The sequence below is a fragment of the Salinibacterium sp. genome (assembly GCF_031364185.1).
GTDB lineage: Bacteria > Actinomycetota > Actinomycetes > Actinomycetales > Microbacteriaceae > Rhodoglobus.
Window position 1 is genome coordinate 1 of record NZ_JANLVV010000011.1, and the last position, 24,447, is coordinate 24,447.

General features: G+C 64.1%; 21 protein-coding genes. 12 read left to right on the forward strand and 9 right to left on the reverse strand.

Features of this window, described 5'->3' with window-relative positions:
• Positions 1-154: 154 nt before the first annotated feature.
• From RMN95_RS00840 to RMN95_RS00855, 4 genes are all read right to left on the reverse strand, one after another.
• Positions 155-955: an endo alpha-1,4 polygalactosaminidase gene (locus tag RMN95_RS00840; RefSeq protein ID WP_309615084.1), complete on the reverse strand. Its 801-nt coding sequence runs from the start codon at positions 953-955 to the stop codon at positions 155-157.
• A 91-nt stretch (positions 956-1,046) separates the two neighbouring features.
• Positions 1,047-1,799 carry a FadR/GntR family transcriptional regulator gene (locus RMN95_RS00845; protein ID WP_309615085.1) on the reverse strand — a complete coding sequence of 251 codons (753 nt, stop codon included), beginning with the start codon at positions 1,797-1,799 and terminating at the stop codon, positions 1,047-1,049.
• 60 nt (positions 1,800-1,859) lie between these two features.
• Complete coding sequence (locus RMN95_RS00850) at positions 1,860-2,723, reverse strand: carbohydrate ABC transporter permease (protein ID WP_309615086.1); 864 nt, start codon at positions 2,721-2,723, stop codon at positions 1,860-1,862.
• Positions 2,720-3,715 carry a sugar ABC transporter permease gene (locus RMN95_RS00855; RefSeq protein WP_309615087.1) on the reverse strand — a complete coding sequence of 332 codons (996 nt, stop codon included), beginning with the start codon at positions 3,713-3,715 and terminating at the stop codon, positions 2,720-2,722. The genes RMN95_RS00850 and RMN95_RS00855 overlap by 4 nt, the downstream gene beginning before the upstream one ends.
• A gap of 411 nt (positions 3,716-4,126) precedes the next feature.
• Here RMN95_RS00855 and RMN95_RS00860 point away from each other — a divergent pair, with 411 nt between their 5' ends.
• Both RMN95_RS00860 and RMN95_RS00865 read left to right on the forward strand, forming a co-directional pair.
• Positions 4,127-5,404, forward strand: a complete 1,278-nt coding sequence (locus tag RMN95_RS00860; protein WP_309615088.1) for an extracellular solute-binding protein — start codon at positions 4,127-4,129, stop codon at positions 5,402-5,404.
• Positions 5,405-5,550: 146 nt separating this feature from the next.
• Positions 5,551-9,096 carry a hypothetical protein gene (locus RMN95_RS00865; RefSeq protein WP_309615089.1) on the forward strand — a complete coding sequence of 1,182 codons (3,546 nt, stop codon included), beginning with the start codon at positions 5,551-5,553 and terminating at the stop codon, positions 9,094-9,096.
• On the opposite strand, the gene RMN95_RS00870 is transcribed toward RMN95_RS00865, so the two are convergent.
• Positions 9,093-10,100 carry a LacI family DNA-binding transcriptional regulator gene (locus RMN95_RS00870; RefSeq protein WP_309615090.1) on the reverse strand — a complete coding sequence of 336 codons (1,008 nt, stop codon included), beginning with the start codon at positions 10,098-10,100 and terminating at the stop codon, positions 9,093-9,095. The two genes, RMN95_RS00865 and RMN95_RS00870, sit on opposite strands and share 4 nt — an antisense overlap.
• A gap of 113 nt (positions 10,101-10,213) precedes the next feature.
• Between RMN95_RS00870 and RMN95_RS00875 the strand changes: the two genes are divergently transcribed.
• From RMN95_RS00875 to RMN95_RS00895, 5 genes are all read left to right on the forward strand, one after another.
• Complete coding sequence (locus RMN95_RS00875; RefSeq protein WP_309615091.1) at positions 10,214-10,558, forward strand: L-rhamnose mutarotase; 345 nt, start codon at positions 10,214-10,216, stop codon at positions 10,556-10,558.
• Positions 10,555-11,718, forward strand: coding sequence for an L-rhamnose isomerase (gene rhaI, locus RMN95_RS00880; protein WP_309615092.1), 1,164 nt, complete (start codon positions 10,555-10,557; stop codon positions 11,716-11,718). The genes RMN95_RS00875 and rhaI overlap by 4 nt, the downstream gene beginning before the upstream one ends.
• Entirely contained in the window at positions 11,715-13,148 is a 1,434-nt protein-coding gene (locus RMN95_RS00885) for an L-fucose/L-arabinose isomerase family protein (protein ID WP_309615093.1), read from the forward strand. The genes rhaI and RMN95_RS00885 overlap by 4 nt, the downstream gene beginning before the upstream one ends.
• A gap of 27 nt (positions 13,149-13,175) precedes the next feature.
• Positions 13,176-15,230, forward strand: coding sequence for a bifunctional aldolase/short-chain dehydrogenase (locus RMN95_RS00890; protein ID WP_309615094.1), 2,055 nt, complete (start codon positions 13,176-13,178; stop codon positions 15,228-15,230).
• Positions 15,231-15,363: 133 nt separating this feature from the next.
• Positions 15,364-16,740: a rhamnulokinase family protein gene (locus tag RMN95_RS00895; protein WP_309615095.1), complete on the forward strand. Its 1,377-nt coding sequence runs from the start codon at positions 15,364-15,366 to the stop codon at positions 16,738-16,740.
• On the opposite strand, the gene RMN95_RS00900 is transcribed toward RMN95_RS00895, so the two are convergent.
• A complete protein-coding gene (locus tag RMN95_RS00900) occupies positions 16,741-17,454 on the reverse strand; it encodes a GntR family transcriptional regulator (protein ID WP_309615096.1) in 714 nt (237 codons plus the stop codon). It abuts the gene before it with no gap.
• Positions 17,455-17,586: 132 nt separating this feature from the next.
• On the opposite strand from RMN95_RS00900, the gene RMN95_RS00905 reads away from it, so the two are divergent.
• The 3 genes from RMN95_RS00905 to RMN95_RS00915 all read left to right on the forward strand — a co-directional run bounded on the left by RMN95_RS00905 (position 17,587) and on the right by RMN95_RS00915 (position 20,792).
• Positions 17,587-18,675: a mandelate racemase/muconate lactonizing enzyme family protein gene (locus RMN95_RS00905; protein ID WP_309615097.1), complete on the forward strand. Its 1,089-nt coding sequence runs from the start codon at positions 17,587-17,589 to the stop codon at positions 18,673-18,675.
• Positions 18,676-18,793: 118 nt separating this feature from the next.
• Positions 18,794-19,447, forward strand: coding sequence for a GntR family transcriptional regulator (locus tag RMN95_RS00910; RefSeq protein ID WP_309615098.1), 654 nt, complete (start codon positions 18,794-18,796; stop codon positions 19,445-19,447).
• Positions 19,440-20,792, forward strand: a complete 1,353-nt coding sequence (locus tag RMN95_RS00915) for an alpha-hydroxy acid oxidase (protein ID WP_309615099.1) — start codon at positions 19,440-19,442, stop codon at positions 20,790-20,792. The genes RMN95_RS00910 and RMN95_RS00915 overlap by 8 nt, the downstream gene beginning before the upstream one ends.
• Here the strand turns inward: RMN95_RS00915 and RMN95_RS00920 are convergent.
• The 3 genes from RMN95_RS00920 to RMN95_RS00930 all read right to left on the reverse strand — a co-directional run bounded on the left by RMN95_RS00920 (position 20,775) and on the right by RMN95_RS00930 (position 22,517).
• Complete coding sequence (locus RMN95_RS00920; RefSeq protein WP_309615100.1) at positions 20,775-21,062, reverse strand: hypothetical protein; 288 nt, start codon at positions 21,060-21,062, stop codon at positions 20,775-20,777. The two genes, RMN95_RS00915 and RMN95_RS00920, sit on opposite strands and share 18 nt — an antisense overlap.
• Positions 21,063-21,177: 115 nt before the next feature.
• Positions 21,178-22,164 carry a M56 family metallopeptidase gene (locus RMN95_RS00925; RefSeq protein WP_309615101.1) on the reverse strand — a complete coding sequence of 329 codons (987 nt, stop codon included), beginning with the start codon at positions 22,162-22,164 and terminating at the stop codon, positions 21,178-21,180.
• A gap of 5 nt (positions 22,165-22,169) precedes the next feature.
• Complete coding sequence (locus tag RMN95_RS00930; RefSeq protein WP_309615102.1) at positions 22,170-22,517, reverse strand: BlaI/MecI/CopY family transcriptional regulator; 348 nt, start codon at positions 22,515-22,517, stop codon at positions 22,170-22,172.
• A 167-nt stretch (positions 22,518-22,684) separates the two neighbouring features.
• Between RMN95_RS00930 and RMN95_RS00935 the strand changes: the two genes are divergently transcribed.
• Both RMN95_RS00935 and RMN95_RS00940 read left to right on the forward strand, forming a co-directional pair.
• Positions 22,685-24,286, forward strand: a complete 1,602-nt coding sequence (locus tag RMN95_RS00935; protein ID WP_309615103.1) for a cytochrome ubiquinol oxidase subunit I — start codon at positions 22,685-22,687, stop codon at positions 24,284-24,286.
• 9 nt (positions 24,287-24,295) lie between these two features.
• On the forward strand, positions 24,296-24,447 hold a 152-nt coding region (locus RMN95_RS00940; protein ID WP_309615104.1), incomplete at its 3' end, for a cytochrome d ubiquinol oxidase subunit II.

Genomic DNA, 24,447 nt, shown 5'->3' on the forward strand with positions numbered 1-24,447 from the left:
CGTCGTCAGCACGATCACGGGCATGCCGCGCAGTTCGCCGCCTTCGGCACCATCGGTCGCCTCGTAGCGCTCGGCCTGTGTGCGAGCCCAGTCGGAAGTGCTCGGTGCGTATTCCCCTGTAAGTGGCATGTGTCTATTAAACCCCGCTGCGGGCTCAACAGCTTTCATACACGTACTCGCTGCTCCCAGCCGGCGAGAGATTACGATCGCGCAGGATTGTGGATGCCGGTGTCGCGGCATCGGCACATACCTGGGCAAAGGGCCGGCGCAGCTCGTCTGTGTACTCAATGTCGATGACAGCGTCGCCGTAGACATCAGTGAAACTGGCACACTCATCGAATTGGTCGCACTCCTCCAGCACAGCAAAATCAAATCCGATGTCATCACGGCCCCGCGTGCCGAGTTCACCGGTGTTTTTCTGGCCTGCGGCGAGCCCCAATTTATGAGCGTGGACGACGAGAACGGTAGCGAAGTCGACGGCATTGTCGAGGGTCAGGGCATCCTGCGAGCGAGTGTACGAGTCGAGGTTGTCGAACTCGACGGCGTCGAAACCGGCGGAGGCGCACCGGTCGATCGACACGGTGACTTTCGCAGCGGCATCCACTCGCTTCGCTGCGCTCGAGATGTCGATGATGTTCTCGTCGGGCCAGTTGGGGTCGACCAGCCTTGCTCCGGATGCCTCGAGCACGACCAGATCGTCTGGCCACTCGGCGCCGGGCTGGGTCTGGAAAGCATTGACGTAGCAAATCGAGTACAGGCCGGGCGCGGGGTCGTCCAGGCTATCGCGCGTGACCACGGTGACCGACGGCGGGGGCGGGTAGGCGCCACCGAGCTGATAGTCGACGTCGGCGCCGACGGGGAACACCGCGAAAGGTGTGGTGGGGGTGGCCGACGAGGTGGCTGCGCACCCGGAGAGCACCAGGGCGATGACACCGGCCGTGAGCATGAACCTCATGCTGTGAGCCTAGGCGCGGCGGACCAGGTGGAGCGACGCGGCGTTCTTCACGCTCGTCGCCGTGCCCGCAGCCGGGAGCGGGTGACGGCGTCTATTGGTCGTCAGCCGTGGAGTCAGCCGCGTGGCTATCGATGAACTCCTCGACTCCGAGGAGATGATTCGACATCCGGATGCGCGCACGGTCGCCGTCTCTGGCCACCAGTTCGGCCAGAATCGAGCGGTGTTCGGCCTGGGTTTCGGCGAGGGCGCCATTCTTGCTGATGGCCCGCCACATCCGGGCTCGGATCGTACGGCTGGCCAGTGCCTCAATCAGCGCATCGAGTGCGGGGTTGCCAGCCGCACTCGCGATGATGCGATGAAAGGCGAGGTCGGCATCCATAATCCTGTCGTGGTCCATCTCGGTCACCCCAAACAGCGGCTCCACCTCGTCGAGCACAGCCTTGGCCGCGGCGAGCTGCTCGTCGGTAATGCGGGATGCCGCCCGGGATGCCGCCTCAGACTCCAGTACTCGCCTGACGGACTGCAGGTGCGCGCTGTTGGCGGGTGTCTGGAGGTCGACCATGAATCCCATGGATGTCAGCAACAGGTTTGCGTCGAGTGAGGTGACGTAGGTGCCGTCACCCTGTCGCGTCTCGAGCACGCCCATAGTGGCGAGGGCACGAACTCCTTCGCGCAGCGATCCGCGCGACACTGATAGCAATGCCGCCAGATCCTTTTCCACCGGCAAGCGCGAACCAGCCACGAGCTGGCCACTGGTGATCATGTCTTTCACGCCCTGGATCACGACATCAGTCTGTGAGCGTCCAATCACCGGCGCGGCGACGGCGATGTCATCCATAGTCATGTGGTCATCGTACCTATATGGTGCGATTATGAGGAGGATCGGCCCGCAAAATAGTGTCGACTAGCCCTTGGATGCCCCCGACGTAAGCCCGCTGACAAAAGCGCGTTGGAGAACGAGGAACAGAATCAACACGGGCAGCGAGGCCACGAACATGTAGGCGAACACCCCACCAAAGTTGGAGGTGTATTGGCCCAGGGTTCGATAGAGGCCCGCCATGATCGTCGTTCCCGTGGCGGGGCCGAGCAGGATGAGGGGGTTCACAAAGTCATTCCAGATCCAGATGCTCACGAAGATCGTCACGCTCGCCGCTGCGGGGCGCATCAGCGGGAAGACGATGGTGAAATATGTACGCAATGGTCCCGCCCCGTCGATGGCAGCCGCCTCGTCGAGTTCTACCGGAATGCTGCGCACAAAACGGGAGAAGATCAGCACCGCGAAGGGAACGTAGAACGCGACGTTGTAAAGGATCAGTCCCTGGTACGTATTAAGCAGGCCAACCGACCTGAGTGTCTGACTGACCGGAATCAGCAGAACCTGCGAGGGGATCGACAGGCCAAGCATGAGAACAATCAGGAGTACGCGCTGAAATGTCCTGTCGTTGCGGCCGATGTAGTAGCCGAGCATCGAGCCCAGAATGACGATGAGCACCACGCTCGATGCTGTCACCACCACGGTTCGAAGCAGTGTTCCCAGCAAATCCGAGTCAGGGTTCGCAAAGACATCGATGATGTTTTCGAGAGTGAATGGCGCCGGCAAGGCAATGGGAGATGCCGCTATCTGTTCGTTGGTCTTGAATGCGTTGACGATCGCGATATACAGCGGCACGGCATAGGTGAAGACGGCAAGGACCGCGATCACGTATCGAAGCCACGTCGTGCGGTCGGAATCCGGTAGGCGGGTTCGAGTTGGCGTCGCTGTGCTCACGATTTTTCTCCCCGGTTGTTGAGTGCCACGCTAACCAGCGCGACGATAACGAGCACGAGCAGCAGGATGATCGCCTCGGCATTTGCGTAACCTGCCCGGTTTTCATTGAAGCCGTGTCGCAAGATCTGGAATGCCGGTGTGTCGGTCGCACCGGCCGGGCCACCACCGGTGAGCACCACGGAGATGTCGTAGGCCTTAAATCCACCGATCACCATCATCGTGGACGTCACGAAGAGGGCGGGCCGTAGCAGCGGCCAGGTAATCGCCCGGAAGGTTCGAGCGGGGCTCGCGCCATCTACGGATGCGGCCTCGAGGAGTTCCTGGGGCACGGATTGCAAACCGGCCAGATAAATGATCGTGCCGAATCCAATGGATGGCCATACGGAAACAAAAATGACGCTGACCTGTGCGCCGAGCTGGGATCCCAACCAGCTGGTCTGCAGGCTGGCGAGCCCGAGATTGCCGAGAAGAACATTGAGCGTTCCCCTATCGGTCAGAATCGTCGACCAAATGAAAGCCACGACGACGCCAGCAAGTACAGAGGGGATGAAGGTGATGCTTCTCAGCACGTGGAAGGAACGCCGACTCTTGTTCAGAATAACCGCGAGTGTCACCCCGACCCCGTTAGCGACAACGACGGAACCGACAGTCAGGATCATCGTGAAACCGAAGGCTCCCCAAAATTCTGGATCCGTGAGCACATCGATGTAGTTCTGAACACCAACGAAATCCCCGAGTCCATTGAGGAGGTTGATGTCAGACACGGAGTATCGAACCGCGAGCCCCAGCGGAATCATCACGCCTAGGGCATACATGGCCACGCCGGGAAGGCCGAGTGCGAGGAAGAGTTTGGCTCCTCGAGATCGCCACCATGGCTTACGACGACGGGATGGCGGAAGAGGGTGACCGGGCGAGGATACCCCCGGCGTCTGCGTCAACTCGTTCGTGCGGGATGCGCCCTGCACCGGGGCTGCCGATCCGATTAGGCCCACTTTCGGACACCCCCTTGGTTTGAACGAACAGTTAGGTACCGACCTGCCTCGCAGTGCAAAAACATAGGATCACTTTCAACTCAGGAACCAGATGCGTCAGCGCATGGCCTCCGTCAAGATTCATCGCAGATCGAGGCCATTTTTTGGTCCCAGCCCGTTGTCGGCAGCATCATCCTCGTCGATTCGGTGGAAATACTGCATTTCAGGAATGTGCTGTAACTCGCCTAATCAGACGATCAGTTACGGGTTCTCGCTCAGGCTAGCATTATTTTTGTAACGATTCACTCTTATGGACATGCCGTCATTGACAAACATCTGATCTTCTACAAAGCTCCCCCGTATGACCCGATTCGTCGGGTAGCTATTTTGGGCACACCACGTGACCTGGCTTCCAAATACAAAGGAGTATCGATGAAAATCTCGCGCACACTTGCGCTCGCGGCCTCGACGGCGGCGGTCATATCGCTGGCACTCGCCGGCTGCGCCAGCCCTGATGCTGACGGTGGCTCTGGCTCGGGCAAGACCGAGGTGAGCTTCCTTACCTTCACAAGTCCCAACCTTCCGAAGAGTTTTTGGGAGGATCAAGCGGCCGCAATCGAGAAGGAAAACCCGGACATCAGCATCAAGCTGCTGTACACCCCTGACCTCGATCGGCAGGCCTACGCGAAGCAACTGCTCGCAAGCGGGCAGCTGCCAGACGTGATCTGGGATGCTCCGCTTACTGACTTCGTGGAGGCTGGCGCACTGCTGCCGTTCCCCGCGTCGGCATACGACGGAATCGATGCCGCTGAAGGTTTCGGCGCGGTCGACGGCAAGCAGTACAACCTCACGTCGGGCGCGTTCATGATGAACGGTTTGTACTACAACCCGGACGCATTCGCAGCGGCGGGCATCAGCACGCCGACTACGTTCGCCGAGCTGAAGGCATCGGGCCCCAAGCTCACCGCGGCGGGCTTCACCCCGATCCTGCTCCAGAGCTCGTCAGACGCCTGGGCGAACGAGTACCTCCTCGACGGGTTCGTCGACAGCGATGTCATCAGCAAGAACGCCGACTGGCTCAAAGAGCGTAAGGCAGGCACCGTCAAGTTCGACAGCGCCGAGTTCCGCTCTGCAGTGCAGAAGTTCGTCGACATTCGTGATGCTGGCATGTTCAACGCGGACGCTCTGAGCCTCAACTACGCGCAGGCGTCAACAGAGTGGGCCACGGGCAAGTACGCGATGTGGCCGATGGGTGGATGGGCCGCATCGGCTGCTACGACGGGCTTCACCTCCGGCGTCTTCCTGACCCCTGGTGACGAAAACGTCATTGCAGTTTCGCAGGGAGCTTCTCTCTACGTTTCGGCGTCGACCAAGCACCCGGACGAAGCGCAGAAAGTCGCCATTGGTCTTGCGACCTCGGTCGGCTATGCCGAGTCCGTGATGGTGAGCGACGGCCAGCTGTCGGTCATCAAGGGTGGCATCACCCCACCAGCGAAAACGACCCAGGCCACACTGGACACGATCACGCTCACTGAAGACTCCGCATTCACTCGGGTGTGGCCGTTCCCGACCACCATTTCGGGCGACGACGCACCGCCGAGTGGATGGGGCGCCGAGTACAACAAGGCGATAGAGGCACTCATCGGCGGCGGGTCGATTGATGACTTCGTGGCTGCGTTGGACGCGAAGTGGGACAGCCTGGCCAAGTAATACTTCAAGACCAAGTGTGTGGTGGCGGGTATTGTCCGCCACCACCCACTTTCTTCACGCAGCGGAGGCTCTGCTGCGCGCTGGGAGAATCACCGACCGCCGGTCTGGCAAGGTGAACCTGCTGAACCGAAGACTTTGAGGATCGAATGCCCCAACGCAACCCCACCACCCTGGCCGACGCGCGCAAATTCCTCGAGAACCCCGCTCCCGCTTCGAGTCCCACTCCCTGCTTTTGGTGGACCGGCGCCGACCTCGATAGGGACCGCCTGGACTGGCAACTTCGCCAACTCGCCGAGAAGGGAATCGGCGGCACCATCGTCGGCTACAGCCACCTCCCGCAGGGTGATCTGGATCACCAACACCCCGCGCCGTTTAGCCCCGAGTGGTGGGACCTCTTCCGCTGGTTTGTGGGCCGCAGCGCCGAGTTGGGGATGACCGCCAACATCCAGGAATTCTGCGTTATCGGTCCAGTACTGCGCAGGGCGGCGGCGCGAACGGTCGGGCTGCACCCGGGAACGCTCGTCGAGGCGTCAATTGCCGTCGGTGGAGCCTGCCGAGTCGAGCTGAGTGGAGAGGGAGACCTCGTCTCTCTGCTTGCCATTCGCGGCGGCACCTCGGAAACCATCGCTATTCCCGTCAGCGACGTCGACAACGGCGCCCTGCAGTGGTCGGAACCCGGCGAATGGACGATCAGCACAATTCGACTTCGGGGCGGTGTGATCGATGCGAAGCGAACGGCATTCGATCCGATGCATCCGGATGCTGCCGACGCCGTAATCGACCTGTTCTACCGCCGATTCGAGGAGGAGCTCCCGGGCCTGTTTGGCTCCGCCTTCAAGATCTTCTTCCAGGATGAACTCGATCTCGGCATCACGATGCCGATGTGGAACGACCTGGTTGCGGCCGAACTCGAGACCGAATTCGACCTCACCGTCATGAAGCACGCGCTGTGGCATGATCTCGGGCCCGACACCTCTGCCTACCGCGCTCGCTATCGTGCGATTGTCGTCGACCTCCTCGAGCGCCACTACTTTCGCCCGATCTTCGAATGGATCGATGCTCGTGGATGCCTGCTGATCATGGACCAGCTCAGCCGCGGTGACCTGCGGCTGGGCCAGCATCACTACGCCGACTTCCTCGAAACGATGCGGTGGTACCACGGCCCCGGAAATGATGACCCAGATCTCAGGGGGCCTCGCAACCGCTTCGCCTTTGCGGTAAGTTCATCGATCGCGCAGCTGGACGACCGGCCGCTCATTCCGAACGAAGCGTTTCACAGCAGCGGGTGGGGTGTCGCCCCCGTAGATATCCTTCGTGGGCTCAATGAGGGGTTTGCGGCGGGAGCAAACCACGTGATCATGCACGGCCTCAACTTCACGACCGAGGGTGGATGGTGGGAGTGGGCATCGCCTGACTTCCATTTCCGACAGCCGTGGTGGAACCACTCACAACCACTCTGGGATTACATCTCGCGAGCAAGCTCTCTGCTTCAGGCCGGATCGGAGCAAACCGACATCCTGGTGATCGATCCATCAGCCGACCTCGTGGTCGAGGGGCCTGATTCGATCGGCCCCGAACGCGTGACGACTGTGGTGGAGAAGCTACTGGATGCGGGCATCCGCCCCACTCTTGCTCCGCTGTCACGGATCGCGTCGGCAACCGTCGATGGCGGGCAACTGACCATCGGGCGATCCACTTTTTCGATTGTCGTATCCCCGGGAGCGCGCCACGTGAGTGCCGCCGCTCAGAAACGGCTCCATGAATTTGAGGCAGGGGGTGGACGTGTGCTCGCTGTCGACGCCCTGCCCAACCGCTCCCAGGGTTCTGAACCACAACCGGAATGGCAACTTATTGACGAGTCGCAACTGGCGGGTATGGTGCTCTCGACCAGCCATAGCGGCGTCATCGTCTCTCAGACTCCCGGAGTTCGTGTACGTCGGCGTGTGCTCCTCGATGGCACGATCTTCTTTGTCACCAATCACACGGGCACTTCGGTCATGGCGAAACTGTGCATACCCGACGACCTGGTCGAGCCGGAATTATGGGATCTGCAGACCGGGCTCGTAGGTGCGCTCCCGGCATCCGGAACCCCGCGCATGATCGAATTCGAGCTATCTCCAGATTACGCCGTGGTCGTCGCGGGTCGAATTGGTGACTCGACGGGCTCGACCCCGGTGCTCGCCAGCCTCCCGCTGGCCGCCGCGGTTGTCGCCGGGGTTGTCGACGGTGGCGAGCAATTCGAGTTCGGCCCCTGGACCATCGAGATCGAGCCCACACTCGACAACCGCTTTCTCGATTTCTCGAGCTCGCCGGGTGACCTCGGGGTTGAAAGCGTTCGGGTCGACGTCCTGTCCTCCGACGGCCACCCGGTGCCCTCCATCATCGACCACGGGGTTCGCATGATGGCGCTCGGCCCAATCAGCCCGGTTGAGGCGGCAGACATCGAGTCCTGGCTTCCGGGCTCTGTGCCGAACTTTGATCAGCCGGTCGTTCTGGAGGATCGAGCCGTCGCTTGGCGCCCCTATGTGTTCTCGCCGACGACCGGGCTCGACCGCGACCCGTTGCTTCTCGACACCATGACCGGGCCGCACGGCCTGAAGGGCGTGCCGCCAGAGTTCATCGACCCGCTCGCCCTCGACTCCGACGCGGCGGCCGGCAGTCTGTACTACTTCACGGCCGCAGCGCCGAGTCCCACTTCGCACGAGATACTTCGCGCGGGTGGGAGGGCGGCTTACGCGGTATGGGTCGACGGCACGCGGGTGATCCAATCGCCTGAGGACGAGGCTCGAGTGTTTCCGCCGTGGTCGCTTCGGGATATGTCTGTAACGGGGTGCGAGATCGAGGTCGATACCCCGAATTCGACCACCCAGGTGCTCCTGCGAGTGCAGGTGTCTGCGGATCAGCCGACACGTGCGTGGGTCGTGATGGGAGGTGACGGTGGCGCGAATGCCCCGAGAAGCCGATTGCGGTGGTGGTGGGGCGATGCGCCGAGCGCACCGTTCAGCGTGGCGGGCGTTCAGCGCGAGGTCACTCTGAGGGTCACGCCCCCGCCAGGTGCCGTTCGGCTCGAGGTCACCGCGCACGGGCCAGTCATCGCGGCGAGCATTGCCGGCCTCGAATGCGTGATCTCGGCAGACAACCAAGAAAGTGGCGTCGATGGCCAGGATGCTGCTGCCGTGGTGTCGGTTGTCACCCTTGAACCGGATGCCACGTGGTCGGCCGGCTTCCTCGACCTCACGATCGCAACCCCGGTAGACCTCGGCACGACCGCGGGCGCCATCACCCGGCCGCTGCGCTGGCGTACTCGACCAATTCGTGTCGACCGACTGGGTGACTGGGCCGAATGGGGTCTCTCAGACTTCTCAGGGATCGTTCGTTACTCGACCACCGTCGATGCGGATCGCGCGACGTCTGCCCAGCTGAGAGTGGATGGTCCCGTGGGGTCGGCTCGGGTGATCCTGAACGGCAGAGCCCTCAGCACCATCTACTCGCCCGATGCGCACGTGGTACTCGAGCTCATCGCCGGGCTCAACACCATCGAGATTGAATGCGCAAATACGCTGGCCAATTACTACGGACGCTGGCCGTCGCCCTTTTCTGCCAATAGTGGCCGGACGGACGGGTCCGATTCGTCAGCATCGAATCGATCGCGGCCCCACAGTAGCGCGCCGTACGTCGCGCTCGACGATTAGCCGCCGGATGATGCCCGCACCACGAGTTCGGGCTGGAAGACAATCTGGCGCGCGGGAAGGGCAGAGTCGGCGGCCTCGTCGAGGAGGATCTCCACAGCGGTCCTGCCGATCAGCGTGCTGGGTTGGCGAATGGATGAAAGCGGCACGACCGCGGCGGCCGCGAAGTCGATGTCGTCGTAGCCGATGAGGGCGATCTCACCCGGCACCGCCACGTCGGCGCCCTGCATCACGAGCGCCTGCAGAACTCCGGTCGCCACAAGATCGTTGGCGGCGAAGATTCCATCCGGTCGGTCTTCCACACGACGGAGCACGATCTGGGATGCCGCAGAGCGCCCCTCAAGCACGCTGAGGGCTAAAAGTTCGATCACTTCGAGCGTGGCGCCCGTTCCCGCAATCGCCTGCCTGGCACCCTCGAGGCGATCAGAGATCTGGCGAATCTCGAGGGGCCCGCCGAGAAATACGAGCCGCCGCCGGCCCTGCGCGATGAGGTGGGCCACCGCCAGCCGTCCGCCTGCGACGTCATCAACGGAGACCGAACTAAAGGAGAGGTCGCTCGAGGTTCGGTCCACGAGGACAGCCGGGATGCCGCGGGCACGCAACCGCAGCAGTCGCGCCGTGATGTCTGAATAGGGCGAGATCAGCACTCCGTGCACGCGCTGTTGTTCGAAGAGGTCGAGATAGGCCGACTCGCGATCGGTATTCTCATCACTGTTACCGAGTGTCACCGAAAGTCCTGCCTCGGCCGCAGCGTCTTCCGCACCGCGCGCAACATCGGTGAAGAAAGGGTTGCGCACGTCGAGAACGACAAGCCCGATGGTCTTGCTCCGACCGTCGCGCAACTGCCTCGCAGCGTCGTTGCGGATGAATCCGAGTTCCTCGATCGCGGCTGTGACGCGGGCTGCTGTCGCTGGCGTGACCTTCCCGGGGTGGTTCATCACATTCGAGACCGTCCCGACCGACACGCCGGCTCGGGCCGCTACGTCGCGCACACTTGTCGTAGCCATGGCGCACTCCTCGATTGAATCGTTCAATCTTGTCATAGCTCGGCTTGCATTAGTCGCCGAATCCTCGTATTCTTGTACGATTCTTAAAACGATTCAATTATGGAGACGGACCGATGGCCGAACGTGTGTGCTTCCGTTTGCAGGTCAGGCCCGAACGGCTCGGCGAGTATCGCGCGCGCCACGCGAATGTCCCGCGCGAAATGCTCGAAGCGATCGAAGATTCGGGACGACGCAACTACTCACTCTTCCGGCACGATGACGGAACGCTGATCGGCTACTACGACACTGATTCGGTCGAAGCATCCCAGACCGCGCTATCAACAGACCCACGTACCACGCCGTGGGAATTCGCCATGGCCGACTTCTTCGTGGCACTCGATGGCCGACCCGACCAGAGCGCCACCACCCTGCCCGAGATCTTCAACCTGCACGACCAGCTATCAAAGGATGCCCCGTGACCAGCTTCGATTCCATCACCCCGCTTCTCGAGGCCCAGGCCATCGAGCTGCCCTCGTGGGCATTCGGCAACTCCGGAACCCGGTTCAAGGTGTTTGCGACGCCGGGCACGCCCCGCACGCCGCGGGAGAAGATCGCGGACGCCGCGAAGGTGCACGAATTCACCGCCCTCGCGCCCAGCGTCGCTCTGCACATCCCGTGGGACAGGGTCGATGACTACGTCGCACTTCGCGCGTTCGCGGGCGACCATGGCGTGAAGCTCGGCACCATCAACTCGAATACGTTCCAGGATGACGACTACAAGTTTGGCTCGCTCACCCACACCGATGCCGCCGTGCGCCAGAAGGCCATCGATCATCACTTCGACTGCATTGACATCATGGATGCCACGGGCTCCCGCGACCTTAAAGTCTGGCTCGCGGACGGCACCAACTACCCCGGCCAGGGTGACCTCCGCGGTCGTCAGGATCGCCTGGCCGACTCGCTCGCGAAAATCTATGCCCGCGTCGGAGAAAACCAACGCCTCGTGCTCGAGTACAAGTTCTTCGAGCCCGCTTTCTACCACACGGATGTTCCGGACTGGGGCACCAGCTATGCGCAGGTGGCCGCACTCGGAGACCGTGCGCTGGTCTGCCTCGACACCGGCCACCACGCTCCCGGCACCAACATCGAGTTCATCGTGATGCAGCTGCTTCGCCTGGGCAAGCTCGGCTCGTTCGACTTCAACTCACGCTTCTACGCCGACGACGACCTCATCGTGGGGGCGGCAGACCCGTTCCAGCTGTTCCGCATCCTCTTCGAGGTGGTGCGCGGCGGTGGGCTGGGCAACCCGGACGTCGCCTTCATGCTCGACCAGTGCCACAACGTCGAAGACAAGATCCCCGGGCAAATCCGCTCGGTACTCAACGTGCAGGAGATGACCGCGCGTGCCCTCCTCGTCGACGGCGACGCGCTGCGGGCGGCACAGGACGCGGGCGACGTGCTCGGCGCCAACGCGATCCTCATGGACGCGTTCTACACCGACGTGCGCCCGGCGCTGGCCGGCTGGCGCGAGTCGCGCGGACTTGCCGGCAACCCGATGGCCGCCTACGCGGCATCCGGATACCAGTCACAGATCGCAGCGGATCGCGTGGGCGGCCTGCAGGCAGGATGGGGAGCATGAGCACCGATATCAGCACACTGCTGCCCCCGAAGGTTCGCCGCAAGACCCGAATCGGGCTGGTGGCCGGGGGACTGGGTGCCTATTGGCCGCAGTTTCCACAGTTGTTGCCGCAACTGCAGGAATCGACCCGCTACGTCGTCGACCGCTTCGAGAAGATGGATGGCGAGGTCATCGACGTCGGATTCGTGTCCGACGCGCAGGAGGCGGCCGTGGCGGCGGAGACCCTGCGGCGAGCCGATTGCGACCTCATCGTGATGTTCATCACCACCTATCTCACCTCGTCGATGGTGCTGCCGATCGCGCAGCGTGCGGGCGTTCCCGTGCTCGTGATCGACCTGCAGCCCACCCTCACGATGGACCACGCCACCTTCGGCACCGGGGAGTGGTTGGCCTACTGCGGGCAGTGCTCGATCCCCGAAATCGGTAACGTCTTCCGTCGAGCAGGCATCCCGTTCCGATCCGTTTCGGGCTACCTGGAACAGGATTCGGCGTGGGAGCGGATCGGCCGATGGATCAGGGCGGCCGATGTTCGCGCCGCGCTGCGCCACGCCAGGCACGGCCTGATGGGCCACGTCTACCCCGGGATGCTGGATGTCTCGACCGACCTCACTCTCCTGCCGGCCACGTTCGGCTCACACGTCGAGGTGCTCGAATTCGACGACCTGCGCGTGCGCGTCGAGAAGGTCACAGACCAGGAGACGGCCGCGCGCATGGACCTCGCGCGCCAGATCTTCACCCTCGATGATTCGGTCGTCGACGACGACTTCGCCTGGGGGGCCAGGGTGTCTGTCGGCCTCGACCGACTCGTCGACGACTTCGACCTCGACAGCCTCGCCTACTACCATCGCGGGCTCGACGGTGAGCAACACGAACGGCTCGGGGCCGGGATGATCCTGGGCGCGTCGCTGCTGACGGCACGCGGCATCCCCGCCACCGGCGAATACGAGCTACGCACCACGGTGGCCCAGCTCGTGACCCAGGTGGTCGGCGCCGGCGGATCGTTTTGCGAGATACAGGCGCTGAACTTCGAAGACAATGTGGTCGAAATGGGCCATGACGGGCCCGCGCATCTCGCCGTGAGCTCGCGCGAGCCACTGCTGCGGGGGCTGGGAATCTATCACGGCAAGCGCGGCTACGGCGTCAGCGTCGAGTTCGACGTGCGGCACGGCCCGGTCACCCTGCTCGGGCTCGGACAGGACAGGGACGGGTCGCTTGCCTTCGTCGCATCCGAGGGCGTCGTGGTGCCCGGCCCGCTGCTGGCCATTGGTAACACCACCTCCCGAGTGGACTTCGACCGCGACCCCGGCGAGTGGGTGGATGAGTGGAGCGGCACGGGCATCGGTCACCACTGGTCGCTTTCCCTCGGCCACCGCGCCGCCGATTACCGGGCCGCCGCCAACCTGCTCGGCATCGACTTCCGCCAGGTCTGACCTCCACCTTTTACGGAAAGTAGCCCCATGAACAACGCCACTGCCGCCGAGCTCGTCGCCCGATCGAACCGGCTCGGCTCCGACCCACGGGTCACCAACTATGCCGGAGGAAACACCTCAGCCAAGGGCAGCGAGATCGACCCCGTGACCGGTGAGCCGGTCGAGTTGCTGTGGGTGAAGGGCTCCGGCGGTGACCTCGGCACGCTCACGGAGTCTGGGCTCGCAGTGCTCCGGCTGGATCGCTTACGCGCGCTCGTCGACGTCTACCCTGGCCTCGATCGCGAAGACGAGATGGTCGCCGCCTTCGATCATTGCCTCTTCGGAAAAGGCGGACTCCACGGCAAGGGTGGTGCTGCCCCCTCGATCGACACGGCCATGCACGCGCTGGTGGATGCCGCCCACGTCGACCACCTCCATCCAGACTCCGGCATCGCGTTCGCCACCTCAGCCGACGGCGAGGCCCTGACCGCGAAGGCGTTCGGTGACCGGGTGGCCTGGGTGCCGTGGCGACGACCCGGGTTTCAGCTCGGGCTCGACATTGCCGCGATCAGGGCCGCCAACCCGCAAGCGGTCGGCTGCATTCTCGGCGGGCACGGCATCACCGCCTGGGGGGAGACGAGCGACACCGCCGAGGCGAACAGCCTGTGGATCATCAAGACGGCCGAAGAGTTCATCGCGGGTCACAGCAAGGCCGAACCCTTCGGCCCGCCGCTCGACGGTTATGCCGCCTTGCCCGCCAAGGAGCGACTCGCGAAGGCCGCGGCCCTGGCTGCGCACATCCGCGGTCTGGTCTCAACAGATCGCCCTCAGGTGGGCCACTTCACCGATGCGGCGGTGGTCACCGACTTTCTCGCGTCTGCCGAACACGTGCGACTGGGGGCGCTGGGCACGAGCTGCCCCGACCACTTCCTGCGCACCAAGGTGAAGCCGCTCATGCTGGATCTTCCCGCTGACGCGACGGTCGAGGCATCCATCGCCAGACTCGACGAGCTTCACGCCAGCTACCGCGACGATTACGCGGCGTACTACGACACGCACTCGGTGGAAGGAAGCCCTTCGATGCGCGGCGCTGACCCGGCGATCGTGCTGATCCCGGGCGTCGGCATGTTCAGCTACGGTGCCAATAAGCAGACCGCTCGAGTCGCCGGCGAGTTTTACGTCAACGCCATCAACGTGATGCGCGGGGCCGAGGGCATCTCTACGTACTCACCCATTTCGGATGCGGAGAAGTTCAGGATCGAGTACTGGTCGCTGGAAGAGGCCAAGCTGCAGCGGATGCCGAAACCGAAGCCGCTCGCCGGCAGGATCGCACTGGTCACGGGAGCGGCATCCGGAATTGGCAAAGCCATCGCCACCCGCCTCGCTGCCGAGGGAGCCTGCGTCGTCATCGCGGACCTCGACCTGGCCAGGGCGCAGGAGGCAGCGGCCGAGCTCGGCAACAGCGACGTCGCCATCGGCGTCGTCGCGAACGTGACCGACGAAAGCGCCGTTCAGTCTGCGGTCGACCAGACGATACTGGCATTCGGAGGCCTGGATCTCGTGGTGAACAACGCCGGGCTGTCGCTGTCGAAAAGCCTGCTCGAGACGACCGTCGCCGACTGGGACCTGCAGCACAACGTCATGGCGAAGGGCTCGTTCCTGGTGTCGCGCGCCGCTGCCAAAGTACTGATCGACCAGAAGCTGGGGGGCGATATCATCTACATCTCGTCGAAGAACTCGGTGTTCGCGGGGCCCAACAACATTGCATATTCGGCAACGAAGGCAGATCAGGCTCACCAGGTTCGGTTGCTGGCGGCCGAGCTCGGCGAGTACGGCGTGAAGGTCAACGGCATCAATCCGGATGGGGTCGTGCGCGGCTCGGGAATCTTCGCGGGGGGCTGGGGCGCCAAGCGCGCCGCCGTCTACGGAGTCGCCGAAGACGACCTGGGCAAGTACTACGCGCAGCGCACGCTGCTGAAGCGCGAGGTGCTGCCCGAGAACGTTGCCAACGCCGTGTTCGTGCTCTGCACCTCCGATCTCAGCCACACGACCGGCCTGCACATCCCCGTGGACGCCGGCGTCGCGGCCGCCTTCCTGCGATGACCAGCGCCGTCGCCGCGGTCGCCGTGCCCCTCCCAAATGAAGGAGATTTCCCCTTACCGCGCCTGATCATGCGGATCCGTGGGCACTGTGCACGAAATCTCCTTCATTTGGGCGCGGGATGGGCGGGCCTGCGATGACCAGCGCCGTCGCCGCGGTCGACCTCGGGGCCACCAGCGGTCGGGTGATGCTCGGCCATGTCGGCCACAACGAGCTCAGCGTGCGGCCGGTCACGCGGTTCCCCAACGGGCCGGTCGAGGCCCACGGCGAGCTGCACTGGGATATCGACGCGCTCTACTTGAGGGTGCTCGACGGGCTGGCCGCCGCGGCTCGTGAAGATCCGGAGATCTGCAGCATCGGCGTCGACTCCTGGGCCGTGGATTACGCGCTGATCAAAGGGGGCCGGATGCTCGAAGCCCCGTTCCACTACCGCGACGAGCGCACGACGCCGGCCATCGAGCGAGTGCATGCACTCGTGCCCCCCGAGGATCTCTACCGCAGGAACGGGCTGCAGTTTCTGCCGTTCAATACCCTGTACCAACTGGCCGCCGAGGCTGACCTCTCTGGCGCCGACGAGTTCCTCCTGGTGCCCGATCTCCTCAACTTCTGGCTTACCGGTGAGCAGTTCGCCGAGCGGACGAATGCGTCAACGACGGGGCTGCTCGACGTCGCGACAGGGCGATGGGATGACCCGCTCATCGAGCTGCTCGGCCTGCCGAGGCGAATCTTCCCCGAGTTGATTGCCCCCGGAACCACCGTAGGCACACCCCGTCCCGAGCTGAACCTACCTGGCACCGTGACCGCCGTCGGATCGCACGACACGGCGTCAGCCGTCGTGGCCGTACCCGCGACGGACCCGGATTTCGCCTACATCTCCTGCGGAACCTGGGGGCTGGTCGGGGTCGAGCTCGAGGCTCCCGTGCTGACCGCCGCCTCGCGAGACGCGAACTTCACGAACGAGTACGGCGTCGACGGCCGCGTGCGCTACCTGCATAACGTGATGGGCCTGTGGCTGCTGAGCGAATGCCTGCGACAGTGGGATCACCATGACCTGCCGGAGTTGCTGGCCGCGGCATCCGGGCTCACGTCACCTGTGCCCCTCTTCGATGCGAACGATCCGAGCTTCCTGGCCCCCGGCGACATGCCCGCCCGCATTTCGCTCTGGTGTGTCGAGCGGGGGCTTGAGCCGCCCCGATCCCGTGTGGAGTTCGTGCGCAGCATCGTCGAGAGCCTCAGCGTGGCATTCGTGGATGCGGTGCGCGCGGCCTCAGACCTGTCGGGGAAGAAGGTCAGGGTCATCCATATCGTGGGCGGCGGTTCACAGAATGACCTGCTGTGCCAACTCGTCGCGGATCGCAGCGGGATGCCGGTGCTCGCTGGCCCCGTCGAGGCCACCGCCATCGGAAACGTTCTGATCCAGGCCCGTGCGCAGCGGCTCGTCACCGGATCGCTGGAAGCACTCCGTCGCCTGGTGGCGAGTGCCTTCGCGCCGAGGCAGTACCTGCCGCGCTAGCTAAATCCCTGCTGCTAAGCCGACATCGAAATGGCTGAGTGTGCGGTCGCGGGATGCCACGATGTGCCGTGACATTGCCGACTCGGCGGCCGCGGCATCACCCGACGTGATGGCGTCTACGACGGCGGCGTGCTCGTCGATGGTGTGGGTACCGAATGTTCCCGAGTAGGAGAGCCGGAAGATATGCAGGTGGCAATGGGTGCGCGCATACGCCCTCCGGATGGTTTCGTTGCCTGCCAGCTCCAGCACGAGATCGTGCAGGCGAACATCGTGGTGTGAGAGTTCCTGGTACGAAGTGTCGTTGCCGGCATGTGCCTGCACGTGGGACGAGCCGGACTGGACCTCAGCGCGGAGCCTGTCGGCGCGCGCCGAGGTCATGCCCGCGCTCGCCTGGGCCGCCGCGTTGGGTTCGAGCAGCAGGCGCAGCTCGTAGAGTTCGCGAATCGCATCGCGATCGAGCAACTCGGTTGTGCGGTAGCCCTTGAGCGGGAGCTTGTCGACGAGTCCATCAGACTCGAGGCGCGCGAGCGATTCACGCACCGGGGTGGGCGATACGTCGAGTTGACGGGCCACATCCTCGATGTTGATGCGGGTATCGGGAAGAATCGAGCTCTCCATGATGAGAGTCCTGAGCCGCGAATACACCTCGTCGGCAAGAACAAGCCGAGGCGGCATGCGGCTCAGCACCAGATCACTGTCGACGTTGGTCGTCATGCTCGATCTCGCTCCTCTGCACGGTATTCGGACTATCTGGCGTGACTTTTCCCCACTATAACGCGGCACGGCCGATGTGAGGATACTATAGGATTTTGTATTGCAGACACTGCTTAGCGGAAGGCACAGCCCATGTCCACGATCGTCAACGCGCGCGCCTACCTCGTCGACCTGGAGGTGGAAACGGTTCGCACCGATGCCGTCCAGAGCTTCCTCAAACAGGAAACGGTATTCGTCGAGATCGACACCGACGACGGCCTGACCGGCACCGGTTACTCGTACACGATCGGTACCGGTGGTGGCGCAGTTCTTTCCATGCTTCGCAACCATCTGGTGCCTCGCCTTGTGGGCCAGGATGCGGCCCACATCGAGCACCTTTGGATGGATCTGTTTGCCTCAACCCGGGCGACCACCGTGGGAGCAATCACCTCGCTGGCGCTCGCCGCCGTCGACACGGCCCTGTGGGACATCAAGTGCAAGAGTGCTGGCGCTGCACTATGGGAGGTGGCAGGCGGCTACCGCAAAGACGTGCCCCTGTACGACACCGAGGGCGGCTGGCTTCATCTGACACAGGATGAGCTGGTGTCGGGGGCGGTCGCCTCACGCGACGCCGGCTGGGGCGGCCTCAAGCTCAAGGTAGGCAAGCCCAACCACCGCGAAGATCTCGAACGACTGCTCGCTGTGCGCGCCGCCGTGGGCGATCGAATGGACATCATGGTTGATGCCAACCAGTCGATGACCTCCGCCGAAGCGATCCGTCGGGCGCGCGCCTTCGAGGAAGTCGACCTGTTCTGGCTTGAAGAGCCGCTGCCCGCAGACGACGTCGCCGGGCACGTGAGGCTCGCGCAATCCACCAGCATCCCCATCGCCGTCGGCGAGTCGATGTATTCGATCGCACAATTCCGCGACTACCTCGAACGTGGAGCCGCCAGCATCGTGCAGGTTGATGTCGCGCGCATCGGCGGCATCACGCCGTGGCTCAAGGTGGCACACCTGGCGGAAGCCTTCAACGTCTCGGTATGTCCTCACTTCCTGATGGAGCTGCACGTAAGCCTTGTGGCCGCGATCCCGAACGGACGATATGTGGAACACATCCCACAATTGCGCTCCATCACGAACACCGAGATGGTCATCCGGGACGGTCGCGCGCACGCTCCGGAAACCCCGGGGCTCGGGATCGACTGGAACCGCGACGCCATCGACAACCGGAGGGTCGACTAACCGCACGGTGGCTGATTGTCTAACAATCTGCTAGATTGTCAGACAATCCTTCGTTGTGGAACACAGGTCACCACGGGCCGGTACACAGCACGGGCATCCACAACGAGGCGGGGGCGGCATGGTGCACGAAGCGATCCCTGTTCTTACCCCTGTTCTCCCCGGCGCGATCTACGACCAGTTGAGAGCGAGCATCCTTTCCCAGCAGGATGCCCCGGGCTCGGCCCTGACCGAATCGGCCGTCGCCCTGCGTTTCGGGGTTGCCCGCCCGACCGCGCGCCTGGCTATCGAACGGCTCGTGGCCGACGGACTGCTGCGTCGGGAGCCGCACCACGCCGCGCAGGTGCCGGTGCTCAGCCGCGACGACATCATCGACCTCTTTTATAACCGCGCCCTCATCGAGATCGAGGCCGTCACGGCACTGGCCGGCGGCGGAACCGTTCCCCCCTCCGCAGTCCGGGCGAACCGCAACGTTTGCACTGCGGCAGACTTCGCCCCGCACGACATCGACTTTCACCGGGCACTCGTCGCGGGCCAGCCGAGCCCGCGACTTTCCAGGATGCATGAACTCCTGATGGGCGAAATCGAGCTGTGTATCGGGCAGGTTCAGTCTGCCCACCTGATCAGCGCGGCCCAGGTTGCCGCGCAACACCAGGGGATTCTGGATGCCATCGCGGCCAGCGACGCCATTCGCGCATCCACTCTTCTTCGCGAGCACATCCTGGGTGCCCGCGATCGCCTGCTCGCCCACGTAGATCGGACAATCGATGGTTAAGCGCAGTTTCCCCAACCCCAAAGAACTCATCCCGCTGATGCAGTTCAAGAAGCCCGAACTGAACGGCAAGAAGCGCAGACTCGAGTCGGCCCTGACGATCTACGATCTGCGCACCATCGCCAAGCGCCGCACGCCGAAGGCCGCCTTCGACTACACGGACGGCTCGGCCGAGGGTGAGCTGTCGCTCGGCCGCGCCCGGCAGGCCTTCGAAGACATCGAGTTCCACCCGTCGATCTTGAAGGATGTCTCCCGGCTGGACACCACCACCACCGTGCTCGGCGGCACGTCCGCCATGCCCTTCGGCATCGCCCCGACCGGGTTCACACGCCTGATGCAGACGGAGGGCGAGATCGCCGGCGCGGGTGCGGCGGCGGCGGCCGGCATTCCCTTCACCCTCTCGACTCTTGGCACCTCGACTATTGAAGAGGTCAAGGCGGCGAATCCGCACGGGCGCAACTGGTTCCAGCTCTACGTGATGCGCCAGCGCGAGATCTCGTACGGTCTCGTTGAACGCGCGGCCGCCGCCGGGTTCGATACGCTCATGTTCACCGTCGACACGCCGGTCGCCGGGGCGCGCCTGCGCGATAAGCGCAACGGCTTCTCGATACCGCCACAGCTGACCGCGGGGACGATCATCAACGCGATCCCCCGACCGTGGTGGTGGTTCGATTTCCTCACCACACCGCCGCTCGAATTTGCGTCGCTGTCCGCCACCGGCGGCACGGTCGGCGAGCTGCTTGATTCGGCGATGGATCCCTCGATCAACTACGACGACCTCGAGATCATCCGTGCCATGTGGCCGGGCAGGATCGTGATCAAGGGTGTGCAGAATCTCGAAGACTCCCGCCGACTGGCCGACCTCGGTGTCGACGGCATCCTGCTCTCCAACCATGGCGGACGCCAGCTTGATCGGGCACCCATCCCGTTCCATCTGCTTCCGGATGTGGTGCGCGAGGTCGGCAACGACGTCGAGGTGATGGTCGACACCGGCATCATGAACGGTGCCGACATCGTCGCATCCATGGCTCTCGGAGCGAAGTTCACGCTGATCGGCCGCGCGTACCTGTACGGGCTGATGGCGGGCGGTCGCGCGGGCGTCGATCGCGCCATCGAGATTCTCTCTGACCAGGTGGTGCGTACCATGAAGCTGCTCGAGGTGGCATCCATCGAGGAGCTCACCCCCCAGCACGTCACACAGCTGCAGCGCCTCGCGCCGCGCGCGGTGGCGCCTGCCGCTGCGGCCGCGGTGACGGCGAAGCGAGCTCCCGCGCGGGCGGTGGCGGCGCGCCCCGCCGCCTCCAGCTCGCGCACGCCCGCGTCGCGCCGATCACCAGCCCAGGGCTGAGTCCCCAGGGCCCAGTCTTCGGCCGCGCTGGTCGTGGTGGGCAGCGCGGCCGATGTTCTCCTGTCGACGGGCGGGGAGCTCGCCGGATGCCCGCACCAGTGCCTTCACGGCCTGGGCAGGTTCCCCCTGGGCAGGTTCCCCCTGGGCTACGTATGGCACTGTGCCATACGTAGCCCAGCCTGTGACCCCGTCCGAAATGACGGAGATGTGCGCTTCGGCCGCATGACGATCCCGGGAACTACGCGCCGGAGTACGCCAGATCTCCGTCATTTCGGACCGAGGTGCGCGCGCAGGGCAGTGCAGGGCAGCGCAGTGCAGTGCAGTGCACACGAACGATAGCGCGTGGGCTGCGGAGCTGGAGGGAGGCAGCGCTACCGAAGCAGCGCTACCGAAGCAGGGCTACCGCCGGCGCGAAGATCAGCACCGTGGGTACCGCCAGCAGGGCGATGGCGGCGGTCACCACCAGCGCCTCCGCGAGCTTTGGAAGAGGGCGCGCATCCAGCCGGGCTAAGCGGGTGCGCACGTCGTCGATGGATGCCGCATCCCGCCCAGAAACCCAGTCCCGTCCAGAAGCCCCATCTCCACCGGAAGCCGAGTCCCGGCCCGAAGCCGAGTCCCGAAGGGATGCCGTGGCGGGTTCGCCGCCGCGCCCGGCGCCCACCAGCAGGATCGCCCTGGCCAGCACGGAGTGAGGCACAATGCGCCGAGCCCGGTCGTCTGCCAGCATTTCGATGAGCAGCCCCACCTCGCGCTGGGCGCGGTAGGCGATCGGAAACCACGGCAGCGAGGCGTACCAGGCCCGGAACGCCACCAGCACGACATCATGGCGCTGGCTGACGTGCGCCTTCTCGTGCTCGACGACCGCCCGGAGTTCTTCGTCGTTGAGCAGCGCGACGAGCCCGGCGGAGACGACCGTGACGGAGCCGATCGCGCCCGGCAGGCAGTACGCCACGGGTGCCGGGCTGTCGATCATGCGCGACCCGGAGGGGAGGGGCGAACTGAGCAGTAACAGCAGGTTCGCGTGCCTTCGCCGCTGGCGCTCGCTCCTGACTATTGTCAACGCCAGATTGAGCAGAAGATGAAACGTGAGCAGTACCGCGCCCGCCAGAGCGAGGGCGTTGACGAGCGAGATGGCCGCGACGCCGCGCGAGGCGAGGCGATAGGCGCCCGACACCAGGTCGTCACCGAACGGAGCGAGGCCAAAGGTCAGAAGGGAACCGATCATCGATAGCCCGCCGGCGATGGCGATCGCCTGCCAGAGGATCAGAGCCGCGGCAGGTGCGCGAGTCGGCCAGGATACGTGCGCCAGCACTAACGGGATCGGCCACGCGAGGGCCACGGCGAGCGCGGCGAGCGCCAGCGGCGCAATCATCCCGATCAGCGGCCGTTGAGGATGCGGCGGAGTGTCTCTGCCTCCTCGGCGCTCACCTGGCCGACGAACCTCTCCAGCACTGCGGTGCGGTTTGAGGCACCCCCGAGCACCTCGTGCATCAGCTCGGCCATGTGCTCTTCGCGATCAGCGGCGGCAGCGTAGCGGTGCGGTCGGGAGGAGCGATCCCGGAGCACGAAGCCCTTTTTCTCCAGCCGCGAGAGCACTGTCAGGATCGTGGTGGAGGCGAGTTTCCGGTCGGGAAGGGCGTCTTGCAGGTCGTAGGCCGACAGCGAATCCCGTGACCCCCACAGCACATCCATGATGGAGCGTTCGAGTTCTCCCAGCGTTGCCATACACCGATTCTACCTCAGGTAGAAATAACTTCTACAACGGTGTAGAAATAGTTCTACGGGCAGTAGAAATTACCGCAACGGGACCAACGGCCCTGTCGGTGCACGCACCCTGCCGAAATGATGAGGACGCCCGGCCGTCCCGTGGCACTGCTATAGGAGGACACCAGATGGATCCGCTCGAGATCGCGCGATGGCAATTCGGCATCACCACGGTGTACCACTTCGTCATGGTGCCGCTCACGCTCGGCCTCGGCCCCCTGGTCGCGATCATGCAGACCCTGTGGGTGCGCACAGGCAACGAAAAGTACCTCCGCATGACAAAGTTCTGGGGCAAGCTCTACCTGATCAACTTCATCATCGGGGTGGCCACCGGCCTCGTGCAGGAATTCCAGTTCGGGATGGCGTGGAGCGAGTACTCCCGCTTCGTCGGCGACGTGTTCGGCGCGCCGCTGGCGATGGAGGGCCTGCTGGCCTTCTTCTTCGAATCCACCTTCCTCGGCCTGTGGATTTTCGGCTGGGGTCGGCTGCCGAAACGGCTCCACCTCGCCGCGCTTTGGGTTGCGGTGGCCGGATCCATTGTCTCCGCGTTCTTCATCATCGTCGCCAACTCCTGGATGCAGCATCCGGTCGGCGTCACGCTCGTCGACGGACGACCCGTGCTCACCGACATCTGGGCCGTCCTGACCAACAACACCGCACTCACCGCATACAGCCACACCCTGACCGGCGCGCTCGCGGTCGGAGCCGGCTTCCTGGTCGGCATCTCGTGGTACCAGCTCTGGCAACGACGGCGCGACGGCATTGACACAGTGGATGCCCGTGGCAACGTCGTCGTCGGCGAGCGGCTCGACATCCCGGGCCGCGACCGCGCCGACCACTCGGTCTGGATCACGAGCCTGCGCGTGGGCGCCGTGGTTGCCATCATCGGATTCGGCGGAGTCGCCCTCACCGGTGACCTGCAGGCGAAACTCATGTTCGAGCAGCAACCGCTGAAGATGGCTGCGGCGGAGGCCGCCTGTCAGGACGGCACGAGTTTCTCGGTGCTATCAATCGGCAACCTCGGTTCGCAGAACTGCAATGACGTCGCGGGAATCATCGAGATCCCCGGCATCCTGTCGTTTCTCGCTCATGGCGATTTCACCACCGAGATCAGGGGTGTGAACACCCTCATCCCCGAGTACCAGGCGAAGTACGGCACGAATCTGCCCGACAACCCGCTCTATGGCGAGCGTGCCGGCCAGGCGATCAACTACCTGCCGCTCATGGAGGTCACGTACTGGGGCTTCCGGCTGATGATCGGCTTCGGCATTCTCGCGGCGGGATTTGCGGCCCTCACGCTGTGGCTGACCCGCAGGGGCACCGTACCGAAGTCCAGGATCATGATGATCACCGGGTTGGCGAGCATGGCGGCCCCCTTCGCCGCCAATATTTCCGGATGGGTGTTCACCGAGATGGGCAGGCAGCCGTTCGTGGTCGCCCCTAACCCCACCCCCGGCGGCGTCGACGGTGTGTTCATGTTCACCGCCGCCGCCGTCTCACCCGGTGTCACGGGAGAGGAGATCGTGTTCTCGCTGGCCGCGTTCGCGCTGGTGTATGCGACGATCCTCGTCTTCGAAGTGCGGCTGCTGGTGCGGTATGTGCGGGGTGGGGTGGCGTCCGCGATGCCGGAGCTCGGGCATCCGGAGCATCAAGACGACCCCGATAAGCCGAATGATCCCGACAATCCCGACGACCCGGGCCGCCGCGACGTGCTCGCGTTTGCGTACTAGGAGGCACCCATGGAATTCCTACCCACTGTCTGGTTTATCGCGATCGCCGCTCTCTGGATCGGCTACCTCCTGCTCGAAGGCTTCGACCTTGGGGTCGGGATGCATATGCTCGTGTCGGCGCGCAGCGAGAAGCAGCGCCGCCTGATGCTCAACAGCATCGG

What these genes read in the sequence shown, in the direction of transcription:
- RMN95_RS00840 (WP_309615084.1), bottom strand. Translation starts at nt 955, where the DNA reads ATGAGGTTCATGCTCACGGCCGGTGTCATCGCCCTGGTGCTCTCCGGG.
- RMN95_RS00845 (WP_309615085.1), bottom strand. Translation starts at nt 1,799, where the DNA reads ATGACTATGGATGACATCGCCGTCGCCGCGCCGGTGATTGGACGCTCA.
- RMN95_RS00860 (WP_309615088.1), top strand. Translation starts at nt 4,127, where the DNA reads ATGAAAATCTCGCGCACACTTGCGCTCGCGGCCTCGACGGCGGCGGTC.
- RMN95_RS00865 (WP_309615089.1), top strand. Translation starts at nt 5,551, where the DNA reads ATGCCCCAACGCAACCCCACCACCCTGGCCGACGCGCGCAAATTCCTC.
- RMN95_RS00870 (WP_309615090.1), bottom strand. Translation starts at nt 10,100, where the DNA reads ATGGCTACGACAAGTGTGCGCGACGTAGCGGCCCGAGCCGGCGTGTCG.
- RMN95_RS00875 (WP_309615091.1), top strand. Translation starts at nt 10,214, where the DNA reads ATGGCCGAACGTGTGTGCTTCCGTTTGCAGGTCAGGCCCGAACGGCTC.
- RMN95_RS00885 (WP_309615093.1), top strand. Translation starts at nt 11,715, where the DNA reads ATGAGCACCGATATCAGCACACTGCTGCCCCCGAAGGTTCGCCGCAAG.
- RMN95_RS00890 (WP_309615094.1), top strand. Translation starts at nt 13,176, where the DNA reads ATGAACAACGCCACTGCCGCCGAGCTCGTCGCCCGATCGAACCGGCTC.
- RMN95_RS00895 (WP_309615095.1), top strand. Translation starts at nt 15,364, where the DNA reads ATGACCAGCGCCGTCGCCGCGGTCGACCTCGGGGCCACCAGCGGTCGG.
- RMN95_RS00900 (WP_309615096.1), bottom strand. Translation starts at nt 17,454, where the DNA reads ATGACGACCAACGTCGACAGTGATCTGGTGCTGAGCCGCATGCCGCCT.
- RMN95_RS00905 (WP_309615097.1), top strand. Translation starts at nt 17,587, where the DNA reads ATGTCCACGATCGTCAACGCGCGCGCCTACCTCGTCGACCTGGAGGTG.
- RMN95_RS00910 (WP_309615098.1), top strand. Translation starts at nt 18,794, where the DNA reads ATGGTGCACGAAGCGATCCCTGTTCTTACCCCTGTTCTCCCCGGCGCG.
- RMN95_RS00915 (WP_309615099.1), top strand. Translation starts at nt 19,440, where the DNA reads ATGGTTAAGCGCAGTTTCCCCAACCCCAAAGAACTCATCCCGCTGATG.
- RMN95_RS00920 (WP_309615100.1), bottom strand. Translation starts at nt 21,062, where the DNA reads ATGACGGAGATCTGGCGTACTCCGGCGCGTAGTTCCCGGGATCGTCAT.
- RMN95_RS00925 (WP_309615101.1), bottom strand. Translation starts at nt 22,164, where the DNA reads ATGATTGCGCCGCTGGCGCTCGCCGCGCTCGCCGTGGCCCTCGCGTGG.
- RMN95_RS00930 (WP_309615102.1), bottom strand. Translation starts at nt 22,517, where the DNA reads ATGGCAACGCTGGGAGAACTCGAACGCTCCATCATGGATGTGCTGTGG.
- RMN95_RS00935 (WP_309615103.1), top strand. Translation starts at nt 22,685, where the DNA reads ATGGATCCGCTCGAGATCGCGCGATGGCAATTCGGCATCACCACGGTG.